We start from the raw sequence: 18206 nt of genomic DNA, 5'->3' as shown, positions 1-18206 counted from the left end.
TACGGCTCGGCGGCCGTGCAGTCGGCGAACGGCCCCGAGGGAGAACAGGCCGGCTCACGGCAGATGCCGGGCGCCCCGCAGCCGCCGGCAGGCCCTGGCGCCCCGCAGGAGGAGGGGCCGGCCGACCTGCGGCTGGTTGGGCCGGCACTGGCCGCCTGGGGAGCCGCGGCGCTGGCTCTGGACGCGCCCGTCGGCCCGCTGCTCCTGCTCTGTGCCGCTGCCCTCGTACTGGCCGGCCTCGCCGTCCTCCGGGCCGTACCCCGCCACGCGGCCGGACCAGCCGTCTCCCCGGATCCTGGCCCGCATGCCGGCAGCGGTCTTCCCCGCGGCGGGTGGCGTCGACGGCGTACGGCGTGGGAGGCGGGGACCCTCGTCGCGGCGGCCGCGGTGCTGCTCTGTGCGGTGGGCGGTGCTGCCTCGGCAGCGCTCCAGGGGGCGGATCTGCGGCGCGGCCCGGTGCCGCGGCTGGCGCATCAGTACGCGCAAGCCACCGTCGAGTTGGAGGTGACCGAGGATCCGCACCTCGCCCGGCAGCGGGTACGCGGCGCGCAACGTATGCCGGCCGCCGTCGTTTTCCGCGCCGAGGTACGCCGCATCACCGGACCGGACGGTACGGTGACCGCCGTCCGCACCCCCGTCCTGGTCATCGTTCCCCAGCACCGGCCTCAGCCGGACCGCACGCCCGATACAGGAGACGGGCGAGAGCGCGCCCACTCGACCACGCAAGCCCCCGACAGCGCAGCCGGCGACGCCTGGCGGGCGCTGCTCCCTTCCACGCGCATCCGGGTCGAGGCACGGCTCGCGCCGCCGTTGCCGCCCACCGGCCGTGTGGCCGCCGTACTGCGCGTAGCGGCCGATGCGGCCGACTCGCCGCCGCGGCGCATCGGTGGCCCCACGTCTCTCCAGCAGCTCGCGGGCTCGCTCCGGGAAGGGCTGCGCGAGGTGTCCGACGGCCTGCGGCCCGACGCACGCGCCCTGCTGCCCGGGCTCGTCGTCGGTGACACCTCCCGTCTGACGCCGGAGCTCGACGATGCCTTCCGGGCCACCGACCTGACGCATCTGCTCGCCGTCTCCGGCAGCAACCTGACCATCGTGCTGGTCCTGCTCATCGGCCCGCCGCATCTCGCCGTACGTGCTGAACGCCGGGGCCTCGCGCCCCGCTTGGGCCTGTCGTTGCGGACCACGGCGGTGATCGGCGGCGCGGTGGCGATCGCCTTCGTCGTCGTGTGCCGCCCCGATCCCAGCGTGCTGCGCGCCGCCGCCTGCGGGCTGATCACGCTGCTGGCCATCGGTTCGGGGCGCCGCCGTACGCTGCTCCCCGCGCTCGCCGCCGCCGTGCTGCTGCTGGTTCTCTACGATCCCTGGCTGGCCAGGAGTTACGGCTTCCTGCTCTCCGTCCTGGCCACCGGCGCGCTGCTCACTCTTGCCCCACGCTGGAGCGCCGCCCTGCAGCGGCGGCGCGTACCGCCCCGGCTCGCCGAGGTGATCGCCGCGGCCGCCGCCGCGCAGGCCGTGTGCGCGCCGGTCATCGCGGTGCTCGCCGCCCGCGTCGGCCTGGTGGCCATCCCGTGCAACCTGCTCGCGGAGCTGGCCGTGGCGCCCGCGACGGTGCTGGGATTCGCGGCCCTGGCCACCGCGCCTCTCCTACCGCCGCTCGCCACCGCTTTCGCCTGGTGCGGGGGGTGGCCGGCCGAGTGGATCGCGGCCATCGCGCGCACGGGAGCGGGGCTGCCCGGTGCCGAGTTCGGCTGGCCCGGTGGCTGGGCTGGGGGCTTTCTGCTGGCCGCGGCCATCGCCGCCCTGGTGCCGGTCGCCCGGGTCCTGCTGCGGTACCGCTGGTTGTGCGTCGTCTGTGCCCTGCTCCTGGTCGTGCTCGTCGTCCGGCCGGTTCCCCTGACCCGGATCGTCACCGGCTGGCCACCGCCCGGCTGGCGGCTGGCCGTGTGCGACGTCGGCCAGGGAGACGGCCTCGTCGTCGCCACCGGCCCCGGCAGCGCGCTGGTCGTGGACACCGGGCCCGACCCGCGGGCCATGGACCGCTGCCTGCAGGAACTGGGCGTGCGCCGCATCCCGCTCCTCGTCCTGACGCACTTTCACGCCGATCATGTGGACGGCCTTTCCGGTGCACTCCGGGGCCGCAGCGTCGGCGCGCTGGAGACCACGACTCGCGAGGACCCGCCGGATCAGGCGGCGTTCGTACGCAAGGCTGCGGCCGCACAGGAAGTGCCGGTGGTCCGGGCGACACCGGGTGAGCGACGCCGGACGGGGCCGGTGTCCTGGGAGGTCCTCTGGCCCACGGCCGGCTTCATGCCCGAAGGGCCCAACAACGCCAGCGTCACACTCCTCGTCCGTACGGCAGGACTGACCGTACTCCTCCTCGGCGACCTCGAACCGCCCGCTCAGCAGGCGCTGCTGGCCGCCCACCCCGGGCTTCGCGCGATCGACGTGCTCAAGGTCGCCCACCACGGCTCCGCCTATCAGGATCCGGCGCTCCTCCGCGCGCTGGCGCCCCGGCTCGCCGTGATCAGTTCCGGTGCCGGGAACCCTTACGGACATCCCGCTCCGAGCACGGTCGCCGCGCTGCGCATACAGGGGGCGAGGGTGCTGCGTACGGACACCGATGGCGCGATCGCCGTGACGGGCAGCGCCACCAGCGGGCTCGCGGCCGCCACCAGCAATGGCCGCCGCAGGCGGCGGGCGGGTGTCAGGGACGGCATACCGAGGCCGACAGGCTTCGGTCGTCGGCGCAGGGCACGTGTTTGTACATCCGCATGACGTTCTTCGCTGTGTCGGAGTTCAGGTAGGTCAGGAACTTCGCGGCGAGGGAGCCGTCCGCCGGGTGCCCGTAGGAGTACAGGAACTCAACGGTCCAGAAGGGGTATTCATGTTGCTGTCCCCACTCGATGTCGGGCTCGTGCCCGTTCAGCCGGATGGCGATGACGTGCGGTCGCTTGGCCGCCGCGTAGGTCTCGGCGTAACCGACCGCGCCCTCCACGCGGTCGACCGCGTCCAGCAGTCCGGTGGTGCTGTTCACCTCGCAGCGGGTGACGCGGGCCCGCTCGTCCCGGTCCTTGCCGGTGCAGTCGTACGACGACACCACGCCCGGCTCCGAACGGTGCAGCACGGTCGTCTCGAAGGCCCGCCGGGTCCCGGAGCCGGCGTCGCGGCCGACGACGTGGATGGCGAGGTCGTTGCCGCCCACGTCCCGCCAGTTGGTGTACGTGCCGTCGTAGATCTTCCGCACCTGGTCGACGGTGAGGTTGTCGACGCCGGTGCGCTCGTTGACGACCAGGCTCAGCAGGATGACGCCCACCCGCTCGCCCTGCAGCCGCCCGTAGATCGAGGGGGCGGGGACGTCGGACATGGCGAGGAAGGACGGGCTGCCGGAGCGGGTGGCGCGCCCGGCCCGGTTCAGGTTGGCGAGGCCGGAGAGGCTGCCGCTCCGGGCGACGTCGATCACGGCACCCGGGCAGCGCGCCTGATACTGGCGGGCGATCTCCTGCATCGGGGGAGCGAACGCGGTGGACCCGTCGATGGTCAGCCGCCCGGTGGCGCACTCGGCGCGGGCGGGCGGTGCCGGGGTGTTGAGCAGCAGTCCGCCCAGCAGCCCGACCAGCACGATGAAGAGGCCGCCGAGGGCGAGGCTCGACTTGCGCGGACCCCAGCGTTGGGTGTTCCGGCGGATCCGGCCGCCGCTGAGGAAGCCGCCGACGATCACCTCACCGCCGGCCCGCGTCCGGCCGCGGCCCGCGGGGGTCTCGTCCGTTCCGGAGAGCAGTACCAGCAGCTTGAAGTGGTTGCGGGTGTTGAGCGGGACCTTCGGTATGTGCAGGCGGTTGCCGCTGTAGCGCAGGCCGGCGCCGGGCCGGGTCAGCATGCTGATCAGGTCGGTCGGGTTGGCGTCCGGTACCTCGACGCCGATGACCGTGCGGCCGGTGAACTCCACCGTCAGCGGTTCCTGGTAGTCCTGCCGGACGATGTCCTTGCTGCCGTCGTTCTCGATCCGCAGCAGGGCCAGCGTGGCGTCGGAGATCTCCTGTTCCTGTCTCAGGAGCCGCAACTGCACGAGGCTGTGGGCGTCCTGGGGGTTCATGCCGATCGGGGTGTCCATCTGGACGCGGTAGCCGATGCGCTTGCGGCCGGGCAGGAAGCGCTCCACGGCCCAGATCACGGCGGTGACCGCGAGTCCGGCCAGGGCCAGGACGGTCTCGGTTTCCGGCATGGCCACGGCAACCTCGCAGGGGAGATCGGAGAGGGGACGGCTGCGCTCTGTGGGACTGAGGGCAAGTACGGTGATGCCCGCAATCTAGGGAGCCCTCGCCGTGGCCGAGCACGCTTCGGCAAGCCTTCACCAGAGGTTCAGCCGACAGCCGTCAGAGCCGAGAGGACTCGGAGGCCCCGGAGAACCCGAAGGACTCGGAGAACCCGAAGAACCCGGATCTGTAAACTCCAGATTATGAGAATGGGTGAAGGCGTCGAGTGGGGGCTGCACTGCTGCGTGACGCTGGCCTGGCTCGGGGACGAGCGGCCGGTGTCCACGGCGAGGCTGGCCGCGGCCTTCGACTTGCCGGCCGCGTACCTCAATAAGCGCCTTCAGGCGCTCGTACGGGCCGGAATCCTCAGCTCGACGCCGGGGGCCCGCGGTGGGTTCCGGCTCGCCCGGCCACCGGAGGCGATCACGCTCATGGACGTGGTCGCCGCGATCGAGGGGCCGGAGGAGGCGTTCCGCTGCACGGAGATCCGGCAGCAGGGCGCGGGTGCGGAGGGGCCGGGGCGCGACTTCCGGGCGCCGTGCGGCATCGCCACGGCGATGCGTCGCGCGGAGCTGGCCTGGCGCCGCGAGCTGGCCGCGCAGACCCTGGCCGACATCCTCGCTGCGGCTCCGGCCACGGCGGCGGACCGTACTCGCCGGTGGTTCGCGATGGAAAGGACGGGCAGCTGATGGACACCGAGACCGCCAGGCACGCCGAGGCCGCCAGGCGCACCGAGGCCGCCGCGACCGTGCAGCGCGACGGGGGCGCCGCTGGGGCCGGGGCCGCTGCCGGTGCCGAGGCCGTCGACGCCTATCTCCGGCGGATCGGGGGCGAGCGGCCGGCCGTGCCCGATGTCGAAACGTTGCGGCGGCTGCACCTCCAGCATCTGCGTACGGTGCCGTTCGAGAACCTGTCCATCCACCTCGGCGAGGAGATCGTCCTCACCGAGCAGGCGTTGCTGGACAAGGTCGTACGGGACCGTCGGGGTGGTTTCTGCTACGAACTCAATGGCTCGTTCGCGTTCCTGCTGACGGCGCTCGGGTACGACGCCGAGCTGCTGTCCGGGCGGGTCTACGGGGAGGACGGGCGGCTGGGGATCCCGTACGACCACGCGGCCGTGCGTGTTCGTACGCCTGACGGGCCGCTGCTGGCCGATGTCGGGTTCGGGCGGCACAGTCACTATCCGCTGCGGCTGGACACGGCGGAGGAGCAGGCCGAGCCGGGCGGGGTCTTCCGGGTCGTGGAGACGGCGGAGGGTGATCTCGACGTACTGCGGGACGGGGCGCCGCAGTACCGCCTCGAACTGCGGCCACGGGCGCTCGCCGACTTCGAGGCGGGCTGCTGGTGGCAGACCACGTCGCCGAAGTCGCACTTCACGCAGTCGCTGGTCTGCTCGCGGCTCACCGAAGACGGCGGCCGGATCACACTCTCCGGCCGGACGCTCGTGATCACCGCACCCGACGGGAGCCGGAGGGAGCGCGAGATTCCCGAGGCGGAGGTACTCGCTGCGTATCGCACGCACTTCGGCATGACCCTCGACCGGGCCCCGACACCGCCGAGTCCGCCGATATCGCCGACTGAGCCGGCGGAAGGCAGTGCACCGGGCTAGGGCTCGCGGAACCACGCTCGGGACGGCCAGGAACCGCCACCCGCCGGATGGGGGCCGCCGCCCGCCGCCCGCCTGCTGAGGCCCAGCCGGAGCCGGAGCCGGGCCGGACGGGGCCGGACGGGGCCGACGGGGGTCGCCGTGGAGTGGTCAGGGGCGGGCCGGTTCCAGCCAGCCTTCGTGCTCGGCGGCCAGGGTGTCGAGGGTGGCCGGGTCGTACGTGGCTTCCGGGTCTTCCAGGACGACGAGCCACTGGGCGTCCTCGGCGTCGTCCTCGCCGGCCAGGGCGTCCCGTACGAGCTGCGGTTGGTGGGCCACGCCGTACTCCTCGGTCAGCACCTCGGCCACTTCCTCAGCGGCGTCCCGGTCGGGCAGCACCAGTACATGTCGAACATCGCTCACCCGGCCATTCTCCGACAGCGGTCGTGCACCGGCGGCGGCCGGTGTGTCAGTGGGGCGTGGGATGCTGTTCGCGATGGCCAGGAAGACAGCAAACGACGACCCGCTCGCGCCCCTCACGATCGCCGTGGGGCAGGAAGAGCTGCTGCTCGACCGCGCGGTGCAGCAGGTGGTGGCGGCGGCGCGGGCCGCCGACGCGGACACCGACGTGCGTGACCTCACCCCCGATCAGCTGCAGCCGGGCACGTTGGCCGAGCTGACCAGTCCGTCGCTGTTCGCGGAGCGGAAGGTCGTGGTCGTGCGCAATGCGCAGGACCTGTCCGCGGACACGGTCAAGGACGTCAAGGCGTATCTCGGCGCGCCGGCCGAGGAGATCACGCTGGTGCTGCTGCACGCGGGCGGCGCGAAGGGCAAGGGACTGCTGGACGCCGCGCGCAAGGTCGGGGCGCGAGAGGTCGCCTGCCCGAAGATGACCAAGCCGGCCGACCGGCTGTCGTTCGTGCGGGGGGAGTTCCGTACGGCGGGGCGGTCGGCGACGCCGGAGGCGTGCCAGGCGCTGGTGGACGCGATCGGCAGCGACCTGCGGGAGCTGGCCTCGGCGTGTGCGCAGCTCGCGGCGGATGTCGAGGGCACGATCGATGACGCGGTGGTCGCGCGGTACTACACCGGTCGCGCCGAGGCTTCCAGCTTCACCGTGGCCGACCGGGCGGTCGAGGGGCGCGCGGCCGAGGCGCTCGAGGCGCTGCGGTGGGCGGTCTCGACCGGGGTCGCGCCCGTCATGATCACGAGTGCGCTGGCGCAGGGCGTCCGCGCGATCGGCAAGCTCGCCTCCGCGCCGCGGGGCGCCCGGCCGGGCGATCTCGCGCGGGAGCTGGGGATGCCGCCGTGGAAGATCGACCGGGTACGGCAGCAGATGCGGGGCTGGTCGGCGGATGGCGTGGCGGTGGCCCTGCGCGCGGTCGCCGAGGCGGACGCGGGGGTGAAGGGCGGCGGGGACGACCCGGAGTACGCGTTGGAGAAGGCGGTCGTGACGATCGCCCGGGCGGCGCGTTCGCGACGCTGAGCCGGCTCAGCCGGCGGGCAGTGCGAAGGTACCCGCCCCGTCGTGGCGGGGCCGGCACGAGGCAGGTCGCGACGGGGCAGGCACGAGGCAGGCAGTGCCTCAGCCCTTCATCCTCCCCAGCGTCTCCTTCGCGCTGGTGCGGAGCATGTCGGCCACCTCGGCGGAGCCGGGGCTGGTGGCGGTGTTGCTGCTGGAGTAGCTGGACCAGGTGGTCTCGTACGTCAGCCAGCCGTCGCGGACGCCGAGGACCACGTACGAGCCCTTGCTGTCGGCGGTTTCCTCGCGGGTCACCAGGTATGCCTCGTCACCGATGCCCCGTACGGGCTCGACCTTGTAGTCGGTCGAGGACTGTTCCTGTTCGTACGAGCGGTACTGCGCCGCGAACTCCGGTGCCGGGTCGGTCTTCTTGTGCAGGAACGCCCTGGCGTGGACGAGCGTGGAGGAGTAGTCGTCGTCGCCCGCGTCCTCCGGTACCAGGTCGGCATTGCACCACATGGAGTCCAGTGCGGGGTCCTGGTGGCCGCTGGGCTCGGGGTTCTCGCCCGCGCTGTCCGAGGTGCTGCTGTCCTCCATCCTGAAGCGCGCGTCCTCGAACGGCGTCCACGAGACCGACCGGCAGAGGTCGGACTGGTAGCGGTAGCCGCGCAGGTCAGGGCTGGGTTCGCCGAGGCCGCCGGTCGCGGCGAGCACGCCGGCCCAGACGGCGGAGGCGACCACGGCTCCGCCGATGGCCCACAGCCAGGAGGGCATGCCCTTGGCGCCGCTGGTTCCGCCGGAGCCGCCCGGACCGCCGCCGTAGCCGGCGTAGCCGGCAGGGCCAGCAGGGCCGGCGCCCGGCATGGTCGGCCCCGGTGCGCCGTGCGGCGCGGCCGCCGGGTAGCCGTAGCCGGCCGGTGGCTGGGGCCGGCCGTACGGGTTCTGCTGCGGGGGCACCTGACCGTACGGATTCCCCGGCTGCGGCCCCGCCGGAGGCGGCGGTGGCCCCTGCGGCGGCTGGTGCGGCTGCTGGGCGTACGGATTGGGCTGTTCCCCCGAGTTGGACATGGGCGGCAGCGTAGCCGACGGGAATCAGCCACCGATGCCCCGTCCACGAAGACCAGAACGTAACCCATTCCGGGCCCCACAAGCCGAAGACCCCGCCCCGCCCTGGGGAAGGGCGGAAGCGGGGTCCTCGGGATCAAGCTGGGTGCGCCGCACCCGCGTGGCGAACGCAGGCCGCGTGCGGCGCGGGGGCCGGGGAGGAGCGGAGAGAGGGGCCGCTGGGTCCTCACCGGCGATGAAGCGTGTTGGCTGCCGTACGGGGCAGGCCCGTGACGGCGGCCGCGAGACCTCTGTGGAGGTATCGGCAGAACGTCAGAAGGTCAGCCCTTGAGGGACGCGACCTTCTTCGCCAGCGCCGACTTCTTGTTGGCGGCGGCGTTCTTGTGGATGACGCCCTTGCTGACGGCCTTGTCGAGCTTCTTGGCCGCCTCGGCCTGGGCGGTGGTGGCCTTCTGCAGGTCACCGGCCTCCACGGCCTCGCGGGTGCGACGGATCGCGGTCTTCAGAGTCGACTTGACAGCCTTGTTGCGCTGACGAGCCTTCTCGTTGGTCTTGATCCGCTTCATCTGGGACTTGATGTTCGCCACGAAAGAGCCTTTTCAGGTTCGTTGGATTCCGGGGGGCCGAGCCGCAGCTCGTCCGTCCCGGGCTTTCTGCGTGTCGCGTGCACGAGAGCGCACGAAACACAGTGGACCAGGCTACCAGCAGGGGGAACGGCCACCCAAAACCGGACCGCAGCACCGCCACGACCGGACCGCCCCAACCGCCACAGCCGGGCCCCCGGACTCCCGAACAGTTTGAGGCCGCAGCTCATGGGACGATAGGGAGGACGAAATACCCGAGTCCCGCCTACCGCGTTTTCTGACCCGCGTTCTCTGAATGGACCTCTGCGTGCCCGCGACCCCTACGAACGTGCCGGAGCCGAGCCGTACCGACCCGGCTCTCCTCCGTAACTTTTGCATCATCGCGCACATCGACCACGGCAAGTCGACGCTTGCCGACCGGATGCTCCAGCTGACGGGAGTCGTGGAGCAGAGGCAGATGCGCGCGCAGTACCTCGACCGCATGGACATCGAGCGCGAGCGGGGCATCACGATCAAGTCGCAGGCGGTCCGCCTGCCCTGGGCCCGTACGGACGAGGAGGGTGGGGCGACCCACATCCTCAACATGATCGACACCCCGGGACACGTCGACTTCACGTATGAGGTCTCGCGGTCGCTCGCCGCGTGCGAAGGCTGCATTCTGCTCGTCGACGCAGCTCAGGGCATCGAGGCGCAGACGCTCGCCAACCTGTACCTGGCGATGGAGCACGACCTCCAGATCATCCCGGTGCTCAACAAGATCGACCTGCCGGCCGCGCAGCCGGAGAAGTTCGCGGCGGAGCTGGCGAACCTCGTGGGCTGTGAGCCCGAGGACGTCCTGAAGGTCTCCGCGAAGACCGGCGTGGGCGTGGACGAGCTGCTGGACAAGGTCGTGCGGGACGTGCCGCCGCCGGTCGGCGTGAAGGACGCGCCGGCCCGCGCGATGATCTTCGACTCGGTGTACGACGCGTACCGCGGTGTCGTCACGTATGTGAAGGTCGTCGACGGCACGCTCGGCAAGCGCGAGCGCATCAGGATGATGTCCACCGGCGCCGCGCACGAGCTGCTGGAGATCGGGACGAACTCGCCGGAGATGACCCCGGCCGACGGTCTGTCCGTCGGTGAGGTGGGCTACCTCATCACCGGTGTGAAGGACGTCCGGCAGTCGAAGGTGGGTGACACGATCACCCAGCTGAACAAGGGGGCCACGGAGGCGCTCGGCGGCTACAAGGACCCGAAGCCCATGGTCTTCTCGGGCCTGTACCCGCTGGACGGCTCGGACTACCCGGAGCTGCGCGAGGCGCTGGACAAGCTGCAGCTGAACGACGCGGCGCTGGTGTACGAGCCGGAGACCTCGGCCGCGCTGGGCTTCGGTTTCCGTGTGGGCTTCCTCGGCCTGCTGCACCTGGAGGTCATCCGGGAGCGGCTGGAGCGCGAATTCGGGCTGGACCTGATCGCCACCGCGCCGAACGTGATCTACGGCGTGACCATGGAGGACGGCACCGAGCACGAGGTGACCAACCCCAGCGAGTTCCCCACCGGCAAGATCGCCGAGGTGCGCGAGCCGGTCGTGCGGGCCACGATCCTCACGCCGAGCGACTTCATCGGCGCGGTCATGGAGCTGTGCCAGAACCGCCGCGGCAATCTGCTCGGCATGGACTACCTCTCCGAGGACCGGGTGGAGATCCGGTACACGCTGCCGCTCGCCGAGGTCGTCTTCGACTTCTTCGACCAGCTCAAGTCCAAGACCCGCGGTTACGCGTCGCTGGACTACGAGCCCACCGGCGAGCAGATCGCCGACCTGGTCAAGGTCGACATCCTGCTGCACGGCGACCAGGTCGACGCGTTCTCCGCGATCTGCCACAAGGACAAGGCGTACGCGTACGGCGTCCGGCTCGTCGCCAAGCTGCGCGAGCTGATCCCGCGGCAGGCGTTCGAGGTGCCGGTCCAGGCCGCCATCGGCAGCCGGGTGATCGCCCGCGAGACCATCCGCGCCATCCGCAAGGACGTCCTCGCCAAGTGCTACGGCGGTGACATCTCCCGTAAGCGGAAGCTGCTGGAGAAGCAGAAGGAAGGCAAGAAGCGGATGAAGATGGTGGGAAGTGTGGAGGTTCCGCAAGAGGCCTTCATCGCGGTCCTGTCCTCGGACTCCGATGGTGACTCCAAGAGCAAGAAGTAACGCCGGACGGTGACCGTCGCGAGGCGGCGGCGCGCCGTCGGGCGACGCGAGGCGCCCGTTCCCAGCCGGGGACGGGCGCCTTTCGCGTACCGGCGCGGTCGCCGCCGTACCGCGGTTCGGGCGCCCCGTGCGGGGGAAGACGGGCTTCTGAGGACCATGCGCGGACGCGCAGCGGAGCCCCGCGCACACCGATCGGTCACAAGGTGAATGAGTGTGCTGCAGGCCCTTACATGGGAGCGCGGTGCGCTCTAGTCTGATCCCTGCTCGAAGGTTACTCGCGAGTCACCAGCAATGAAGCGGGCCCCGGAGGAACACGTGACGGACAGCCAGTCGTTGATCGAGAACCGGCCACCTTCCGTGGCGACGCTCTTCCTGGAGCGGGTTGCCGCAACCCCTGAGGGGGAGGCGTACCGGTATCCCGTCCCGCCTGCCTCGGGCCAGGGTCCGGACGACTGGAAGTCGCTGACCTGGGCCGAGGCGGCACAGCGGGTGTACGCCACCGCCGCGGGCCTGATCGAGCTGGGCGTGGCCCCCGAGGAGCGGGTGGCGCTGGCCTCCAGTACGCGGGTGGAGTGGATCCTCGCCGACCTCGGCGTGCTGTGCTCGGGCGCGGCCACCACGACCGTGTACCCCAGCACGAACGCGGACGAGACGGCGTACATCCTCGCCGACTCCGGCAGCCGCATCATGATCGCCGAGGACGCCGCGCAGCTCGCCAAGGCGCGCGAGTGCCGCGCCGACCTGCCGGACCTCGCACACGTCATCGTCATCCAGGAAGCGGATGCCGTACCGGCCGAGGGTGACCCCGAGGACTGGGTGCTCTCGCTCGCCGAGCTGGAGAAGCGCGGTGCCGCGTACCTCGAGAAGCACCCCAGCTGTGTGAAGGAGCGGGTCGCGGCGCTCCGCGCCGACCAGCTGGCCACGCTGATCTACACCTCCGGTACGACGGGTCGGCCCAAGGGTGTGCGGCTGCCGCACGACTGCTGGGCGTACATGGCCCGCGCGATCCAGGCCACCGGGCTGGTGAACGAGGACGACGTGCAGTACCTCTGGCTGCCGCTCGCGCATGTCTTCGGCAAGGTGCTCACCGCCGGTCAGATCTCCCAGGGCCATGTCATCGCCGTGGACGGCCGGGTCGACAAGATCATCGAGAATCTGCCGGTCGTGCGGCCGACGTACATGGCCGCCGTGCCGCGGATCTTCGAGAAGGTCTACAACGGCGTCGCCGCCAAGGCCCGGGAGGGCGGCGCGGCGAAGTACAAGATCTTCCAGTGGGCGGCCGGGGTGGCGCGGGAGTACGCCAAGGTCTCCCAGGAGAACTTCCGGCGGACCGGGACGGCCTCGGTGCCGTTCGGGCTCGCCGCCAAGCACAAGGTCGCCGACGCGCTCGTCTACGCCAAGCTGCGCGAGGCGTTCGGCGGGCGGCTGCGCGCCGCGGTCTCCGGCTCGGCGGCGCTCGCCCCCGAGATCGGGTACTTCTTCGCCGGCGCCGGCATCCACATCCTGGAGGGCTACGGCCTGACCGAGTCCAGCGCGGCCAGCTTCGTGAACCCCGGCGAGGCGTACCGCACCGGCACGGTCGGCAAGCCGCTGCCCGGTACCGAGGTCCGGATCGCCGAGGACGGCGAGATCCTGCTGCGCGGCCCCGGCATCATGCAGGGCTACCACGGGCTGCCGGAGAAGACGGCCGAGGTGCTGGAGTCGGACGGCTGGTTCCACACCGGCGACATCGGCGAGCTGTCCGCCGACGGCTATCTGCGGATCACCGACCGCAAGAAGGACCTGATCAAGACCTCGGGCGGCAAGTACATCGCGCCCGCCGAGGTCGAGGGCCAGTTCAAGGCGGTCTGCCCGTTCGTCTCCAACGTCCTGGTGCACGGCGCCAACCGGAACTTCTGCACGGCGCTGATCGCGCTGGACGAGCCGACCATCCTGACCTGGGCCAAGGAGCACGGCCTGGCGGGCAAGGACTACGCCGCGGTGGTCGCCACCGAGCAGGTCCGCGCGCTGATCGACGGCTACGTCGAGCGGGTCAACGAGGGGCTGCAGCGCTGGCAGCAGATCCGCAAGTTCCGCATTCTGCCCCGTGACCTGGACATCGAGCACGGTGAGGTCACGCCCAGCCTGAAGGTCAAGCGCCCGGTCGTCGAGCGGACCTTCAAGGACCTGCTGGACGACATGTACGCGGGGACGCGCGAGTCCTGAACGCCGGCCGCCGGGTCCGTACGTTCTCCATGCGGACGTACGGACCCGGCAGGCGTCAGGCCCGGCCGTGGCGCAGCGCCCGTACCGTTTCCTCCAGCGCGGACATCCGGGCGCGCAGTTCGCCCGCCTCGACGTCGTCGCCGGCCGCCAGCGTCTGCTCCATGAGGGCGATGCGGTCCGCCAGTTCGTCGAGGCGGTCCCGGTCCTGCTGCCGCATCCGGCGCAACTGCCGGTTCTTCTGGTGCAGTTCCAGGAAGACCTTGACCTTGGCGCGCAGCACCCAGGGGTCGAAGGGCTTGGTGAGATAGTCCGCGGCGCCCGTGGAGTAGCCGCGGAAGGCGTAGCCGGAGTCGGCGTCCGTGCCGGTCAGGAAGATGATCGGGATGTGTTTCGCCTGGTCGAGCCGCTTGATGTTGCTCGCGGTCTCGAAGCCGTCCATGCCGGGCATCAGGATGTCCAGGAGGACCACCGCGAAGTCCTGGCGGAGCAGCGCCTTCATCGCTTCCTCGCCCGACCGCGCGCGGACGAGCGGTTCACCGAGGGAGCGCAGGACGGCTTCCAGCGCGGCGAGGTTCTCCTCCATGTCGTCGACGAGGAGGATTCCTGCCCGGTCGTCGCGGTCATTGCGGGTGACGTGGATCATGAGTGGCCTCTGAACTGGTGTGCCCCTACGAAGTGCCGGCCCGGCCGGTCTCGTCGTGGTCGGCGTCGGCTGCGTGCCCATGGCTGGTCGGGGCGCCGCCGTCAGGGGCGGAGGCGGGGGCCCGGTACTGGGAGAGCAGATCGACGGCGACGTTCAGCAGCCGGTCCACGTCCAGTGGTTTGGGAAGGTACTCGTTGGCGCCGGTCTCCAGGGATTTCTCGCGGTCGCCCGGCATGGCCTTGGCCGTCAGGACGACGACCGGCAGATCGGCGTACCGGGGGGTGCGGCGGATGGCGCGGATCGTTTCGTACCCGTCCATCTCCGGCATCATGATGTCCATCAGCACGAAGTCGATGCCCGGGTTCTTGCCGAGCATCTCGATGGCCTCCCGGCCGTGCTCGGCGTAGATCACCCGCATACCGACCCGGCTGAGGACGTTCGTCAGCGCGAAGGCGTTGCGGATGTCGTCGTCGACGACCAGGGCCTGGGCTCCCGAGAGCAGTTCGCCGGTGGCGCCCTTGGCCCACTGCTCCACATTGGACACGGCGGGCCAGGCGCTTTCCTCCGGGGAGGCGGCGGGCGCGGGGACCGGCGACCGGGTGAGCTCCGGAGCGGCGGCGGGGGCCGCGTCCTCGTCGGTGTCCGCGCCGTCGTCGTCGGGCGGCTGCTCGGAGGGCTCCGCCGTGCTGTGGCAGCGGACGGGGATGCGGAAGGCGAAGGTGGAGCCGGCGCCGGGCTCGCTCTGTGCCGTGAGCGCGCCGCCGAGCAGGCCCGCGATCTCCCGGCTGATGGACAGGCCGAGGCCCGTACCGCCGTACTTTCGGTTGGTCGTGCCGTCCGCCTGCTGGAACGCCTCGAAGATGACCGGCAGTTTCTCGGCGGCGATGCCGATGCCGGTGTCGGTGACGGTGAAGGTGACGGTCTCCTCGTCCTCCCGGTCCACCCGCAGGTCGATCTTGCCCTTGGAGGTGAACTTCAGGGCGTTGGAGAGGAGGTTCCGCAGCACCTGTTTGATCCGCTTCTCGTCGCTGTACAGGTCCTTGGGCACCGTGTCGGTGACCGAGACCTCGAAGGCCAGGCCGCGGTCCAGGGTCAGCGGGCGGAAGGTGTCGTGGACGTAGTTGAGCAGCTTGATCAGCGGTACCCGGGACGGAAAGACGTCCATCCGGCCGGCTTCGATCTTGGACAGGTCGAGGATGTCGTTGATGAGCTGGAGGAGTTCGGAGCCGGAGCGGTGGATCATCGCCGCGCTCTCCACCTCGTGCCGGCTGAGGTGGCCGTGCTCGTTGTCGATGAGCATCTGGGCGAGGATCAGCAGGGAGTTCAGCGGATTGCGCAGCTCGTGCGACATGTTCGCCAGGAACTCCGTCTTGTACCGCGAGGAGCTGGCCAGCAGCGCGGCCTTCTCCTCCAGCGCGGCGTTGGAGCGCTGCAGCTCGGCCTGGCGGCGCTGCAGCTCGCCCGTGCGCTCCTGGAGCTGGCCGGCCAGCCGCTGGGACTCGCTCAGCAGCGACTCCGTACGGGAATTGGCGACGATGGTGTTGATGGCGACGCCGATGGTGTTCACGAACTGGTCGAAGAAGGCGAGGTGGACGTCGGAGAAGCGGGAGAAGGACGCCAGCTCGATCACGCCGAGGATCCGGTCCTCGAAGAGCACGGGGATGATCACGACGGTGTTCGGGGCCGCCTCGCCGAGCCCGGAGTCGACCTTGATGTAGTCGGGCGGCACCTCCTCCATCAGGATGCGCTTCTTCTCGATGGCGGCCTGGCGGACCAGGCCGTGGCCGTGCGAGCCGGGGACGGCGATGCTGGCGTCGTGCGCGGAGCCGTACCCCGCGATGAAGTCCAGCCGCAGCTCGTCGGTCTCGGCGCTGGCCAGGAAGAACGCGCCGTACTGCGCGTTCACCAGCGGCGTCAGCTCGCGCAGGATCAGGTCGGCGACCTCCACCAGATCGCGGTGGCCCTGCATCAGGCCCGCCAGCCGGGCGAGGTTGGCGTCCAGCCAGTCCTTGGCGCGGGTGGTCTCGCGGAGGTTGGAGACCATCATGTTGATGTTGTTCTTCAGCTCGTCGACCTCGCCGCGGGCCTCGACCGTGACGTTGCGCGTCATGTCGCCGGAGGCCACCGCGCTGGTCACCTCGGCGATCGCCCGGACCTGTGTGGTGAGGTTCGACGCGAGCTCGTTCACGCTGGTCGTCAGGGACTTCCAGGTGCCGTAGACGCCCTCGACGCGGGCCTGGCCGCCGAGCTGGCCCTCGCTGCCGACCTCGCGGGCCACCCGGGTCACCTCGGAGGCGAACGAGGACAGCGTGTCCACCATGGTGTTGAGGGTGGTCTTGAGCTCCAGGATCTCGCCGCGCGCGTCCACGTCGATCTTCTGTGACAGGTCGCCCTGGGCGACGGCGGTGGCGACGAGGGCGATGTTGCGTACCTGCGTCGTGAGGTTCGACGCCATGAAGTTGACGTTGTCGGTGAGGTCCTTCCAGACGCCGGACGCGCCGCGCACCTGGGCCCGGCCGCCGAGGTCGCCCTCCGTACCGACCTCACGGGCCACCCGGGTCACCTCGTCGGCGAACGCCCGTAGCTGGTCGACCATGCCGTTGACGGTGTCCTTCACCTCCAGGATCTCGCCGCGCGCGGCCACCGAGATCTTCTTCGACAGGTCGCCGTCGGCGACCGCGGTGGTGACCTGGGCGATGTTGCGTACCTGTGAGGTGAGGTTGGAGGCCATGAAGTTGACGCTGTCCGTGAGGTCCTTCCAGACTCCGGAGACGCCGCGGACCTGGGCCTGGCCGCCGAGGTTGCCCTCCGTACCGACCTCCCTGGCGACCCGGGTGACCTCGTCGGCGAACGCGGAGAGCTGGTCGACCATCGTGTTGATCGTCGTCTTCAGCTCCAGGACCTCGCCCTTGGCCTCGACCGTGATCTTCCGGCCGAGGTCGCCCTCCTTCACCGCGGTCGCCACCAGGGCGATGTTGCGCACCTGCGTGGTGAGGTTGTCCGCCATGAAGTTGACGCTGTCGGTGAGGTCCTTCCACATCCCCGACACCCCGCGCACCTGCGCCCGGCCGCCCAGCCGCCCGTCCGTACCGACCTCCCTGGCGACCCGGGTGACCTCGTCGGCGAACGCGGAGAGCTGGTCGACCATCGTGTTCACGGTCTCCTTCAGCTCCAGGATCTCGCCGCGCGCGTCGACCGTGATCTTCTGGCTGAGGTCGCCGTTGGCCACCGCGGTGGTGACCTGGGCGATGTTGCGTACCTGCGAGGTGAGGTTGGAGGCCATGAAATTGACGTTGTCGGTGAGGTCCTTCCAGACCCCGGAGACGCCCGGCACCTGTGCCCGGCCGCCCAGCCGCCCCTCCGTACCGACCTCCCTGGCGACCCGGGTGACCTCGTCGGCGAACGCCGAGAGCTGGTCGACCATCGTGTTGACCGTCAGCTTCAGCTCCAGCAGCTCGCCGGTCGCCTCCACCGTCACCTGGCGCGTCAGATCGCCGCGCGCCACCGCCGTCGTCACCGCCGCGATGTCCCGCACCTGCGCGGTCAGCCGGGCGGCCATCGTATTGACCGCCTCCGTCACATCCCGCCAACTCCCGGACAGCCCCGCCACCTTGGCCCGGCCGCCGAGCCGCCCTTCGTTGCCCGACTCGCGGGCCACCCGCGTGACCTCGCCGGTGAACAGCGACAACTGATCGACCATCGAGTTCACCGCGCGGCCCAGCCCGCAGCGGTCGCCGCGCAGTCTGCGGTGCCCGTCGTGCAGCTCCACGCGCTGGGTCAGGTCGCCGCCCGCCACCGCGTTCAGCACCTGCGTCGCCTGGGCCGCCGGGACCACCAGCGCCTCGATGATGTCGTTGGTCGCGAGCACCGAGGAAGCCCACGTGCCCGAGCCGGGACTGGCCGTCATCCGCTCGTCCAGCCGGCCCTGCCGGATCAGCTCCGAGCGCAGCCGCACCAGCTCGTCGGAGTGATGCCGCGCCCGCAGGACGATGTCGTTGAAGGCCCCGTGCAGATCGGCGAGGACGCCGTCGTACGCCACGGGGAGCCGCGTGCGGAAGTCACCGGAGGACATCGACACGAGCGCGGTCAGCAGCGGCCTGAGATCAGCCGCCCGCACCCAGCCGGTCCCTGCCTCCCGCGCATCGCGGGGCACTGCGGAATCCACCGACATAGTGACCCACTTCAGTAACTCGGTGCGAATGGGTGGGCTCAGTCTGTCACTCTGGCGATGGCGCA

12 protein-coding genes are annotated in these 18206 nt (G+C 70.9%); 6 read left to right on the top strand and 6 right to left on the bottom strand.

The window, feature by feature from the left end:
• Positions 1–63 precede the first annotated feature (63 nt).
• On the top strand, positions 64–2775 hold the full coding sequence (locus IF04_RS0101420) for a ComEC/Rec2 family competence protein (protein ID WP_078599772.1): 2712 nt from the start codon (positions 64–66) through the stop codon (positions 2773–2775).
• Here IF04_RS0101420 and IF04_RS0101415 read toward each other — a convergent pair.
• Positions 2705–4222, bottom strand: coding sequence for a PstS family phosphate ABC transporter substrate-binding protein (locus IF04_RS0101415; RefSeq protein ID WP_030249556.1), 1518 nt, complete (start codon positions 4220–4222; stop codon positions 2705–2707). The genes IF04_RS0101420 and IF04_RS0101415 overlap by 71 nt on opposite strands.
• A 234-nt stretch (positions 4223–4456) precedes the next feature.
• Here IF04_RS0101415 and IF04_RS0101410 point away from each other — a divergent pair, with 234 nt between their 5' ends.
• Together IF04_RS0101410 and IF04_RS0101405 are read left to right on the top strand one after the other, a co-directional pair.
• Positions 4457–4942, top strand: a complete 486-nt coding sequence (locus IF04_RS0101410; RefSeq protein ID WP_030249554.1) for an RrF2 family transcriptional regulator — start codon at positions 4457–4459, stop codon at positions 4940–4942.
• Entirely contained in the window at positions 4942–5862 is a 921-nt protein-coding gene (locus IF04_RS0101405; protein WP_078599705.1) for an arylamine N-acetyltransferase family protein, read from the top strand. Before IF04_RS0101410 ends, IF04_RS0101405 begins: the two co-directional genes overlap by 1 nt.
• Before the next feature lie 147 nt (positions 5863–6009).
• Here the strand turns inward: IF04_RS0101405 and IF04_RS0101400 are convergent, their stop codons facing one another.
• Positions 6010–6261, bottom strand: a complete 252-nt coding sequence (locus tag IF04_RS0101400) for a hypothetical protein (protein WP_063829424.1) — start codon at positions 6259–6261, stop codon at positions 6010–6012.
• Between the two features lie 73 nt (positions 6262–6334).
• On the opposite strand from IF04_RS0101400, the gene holA reads away from it, so the two are divergent.
• Positions 6335–7321 carry a DNA polymerase III subunit delta gene (gene holA / locus IF04_RS0101395; RefSeq protein ID WP_037958118.1) on the top strand — a complete coding sequence of 329 codons (987 nt, stop codon included), beginning with the start codon at positions 6335–6337 and terminating at the stop codon, positions 7319–7321.
• A 99-nt stretch (positions 7322–7420) separates the two neighbouring features.
• Here the strand turns inward: holA and IF04_RS0101390 are convergent, their stop codons facing one another.
• Together IF04_RS0101390 and rpsT are read right to left on the bottom strand one after the other, a co-directional pair.
• Positions 7421–8365, bottom strand: a complete 945-nt coding sequence (locus IF04_RS0101390) for a hypothetical protein (protein ID WP_281179619.1) — start codon at positions 8363–8365, stop codon at positions 7421–7423.
• A gap of 317 nt (positions 8366–8682) precedes the next feature.
• A complete protein-coding gene (gene rpsT, locus IF04_RS0101385; protein ID WP_030249540.1) occupies positions 8683–8949 on the bottom strand; it encodes a 30S ribosomal protein S20 in 267 nt (88 codons plus the stop codon).
• Positions 8950–9253: 304 nt separating this feature from the next.
• On the opposite strand from rpsT, the gene lepA reads away from it, so the two are divergent.
• Together lepA and IF04_RS0101375 are read left to right on the top strand one after the other, a co-directional pair.
• Entirely contained in the window at positions 9254–11122 is a 1869-nt protein-coding gene (gene lepA, locus IF04_RS0101380; RefSeq protein ID WP_030249537.1) for a translation elongation factor 4, read from the top strand.
• Positions 11123–11437: 315 nt separating this feature from the next.
• Complete coding sequence (locus IF04_RS0101375) at positions 11438–13327, top strand: AMP-dependent synthetase/ligase (protein ID WP_030249536.1); 1890 nt, start codon at positions 11438–11440, stop codon at positions 13325–13327.
• 55 nt (positions 13328–13382) lie between these two features.
• On the opposite strand, the gene IF04_RS0101370 is transcribed toward IF04_RS0101375, so the two are convergent.
• Both IF04_RS0101370 and IF04_RS0101365 read right to left on the bottom strand, forming a co-directional pair.
• On the bottom strand, positions 13383–13970 hold the full coding sequence (locus IF04_RS0101370; RefSeq protein ID WP_030249533.1) for a response regulator: 588 nt from the start codon (positions 13968–13970) through the stop codon (positions 13383–13385).
• A 25-nt stretch (positions 13971–13995) separates the two neighbouring features.
• Entirely contained in the window at positions 13996–18141 is a 4146-nt protein-coding gene (locus tag IF04_RS0101365) for a HAMP domain-containing protein (RefSeq protein WP_078599703.1), read from the bottom strand.
• Between the last annotated feature and the right edge of the window lie 65 nt (positions 18142–18206).

This window comes from Streptomyces violens (assembly GCF_000717745.1).
Classification (GTDB): domain Bacteria; phylum Actinomycetota; class Actinomycetes; order Streptomycetales; family Streptomycetaceae; genus Streptomyces; species Streptomyces violens.
This window is presented reverse-complemented; position numbering and strand designations above follow the sequence as displayed.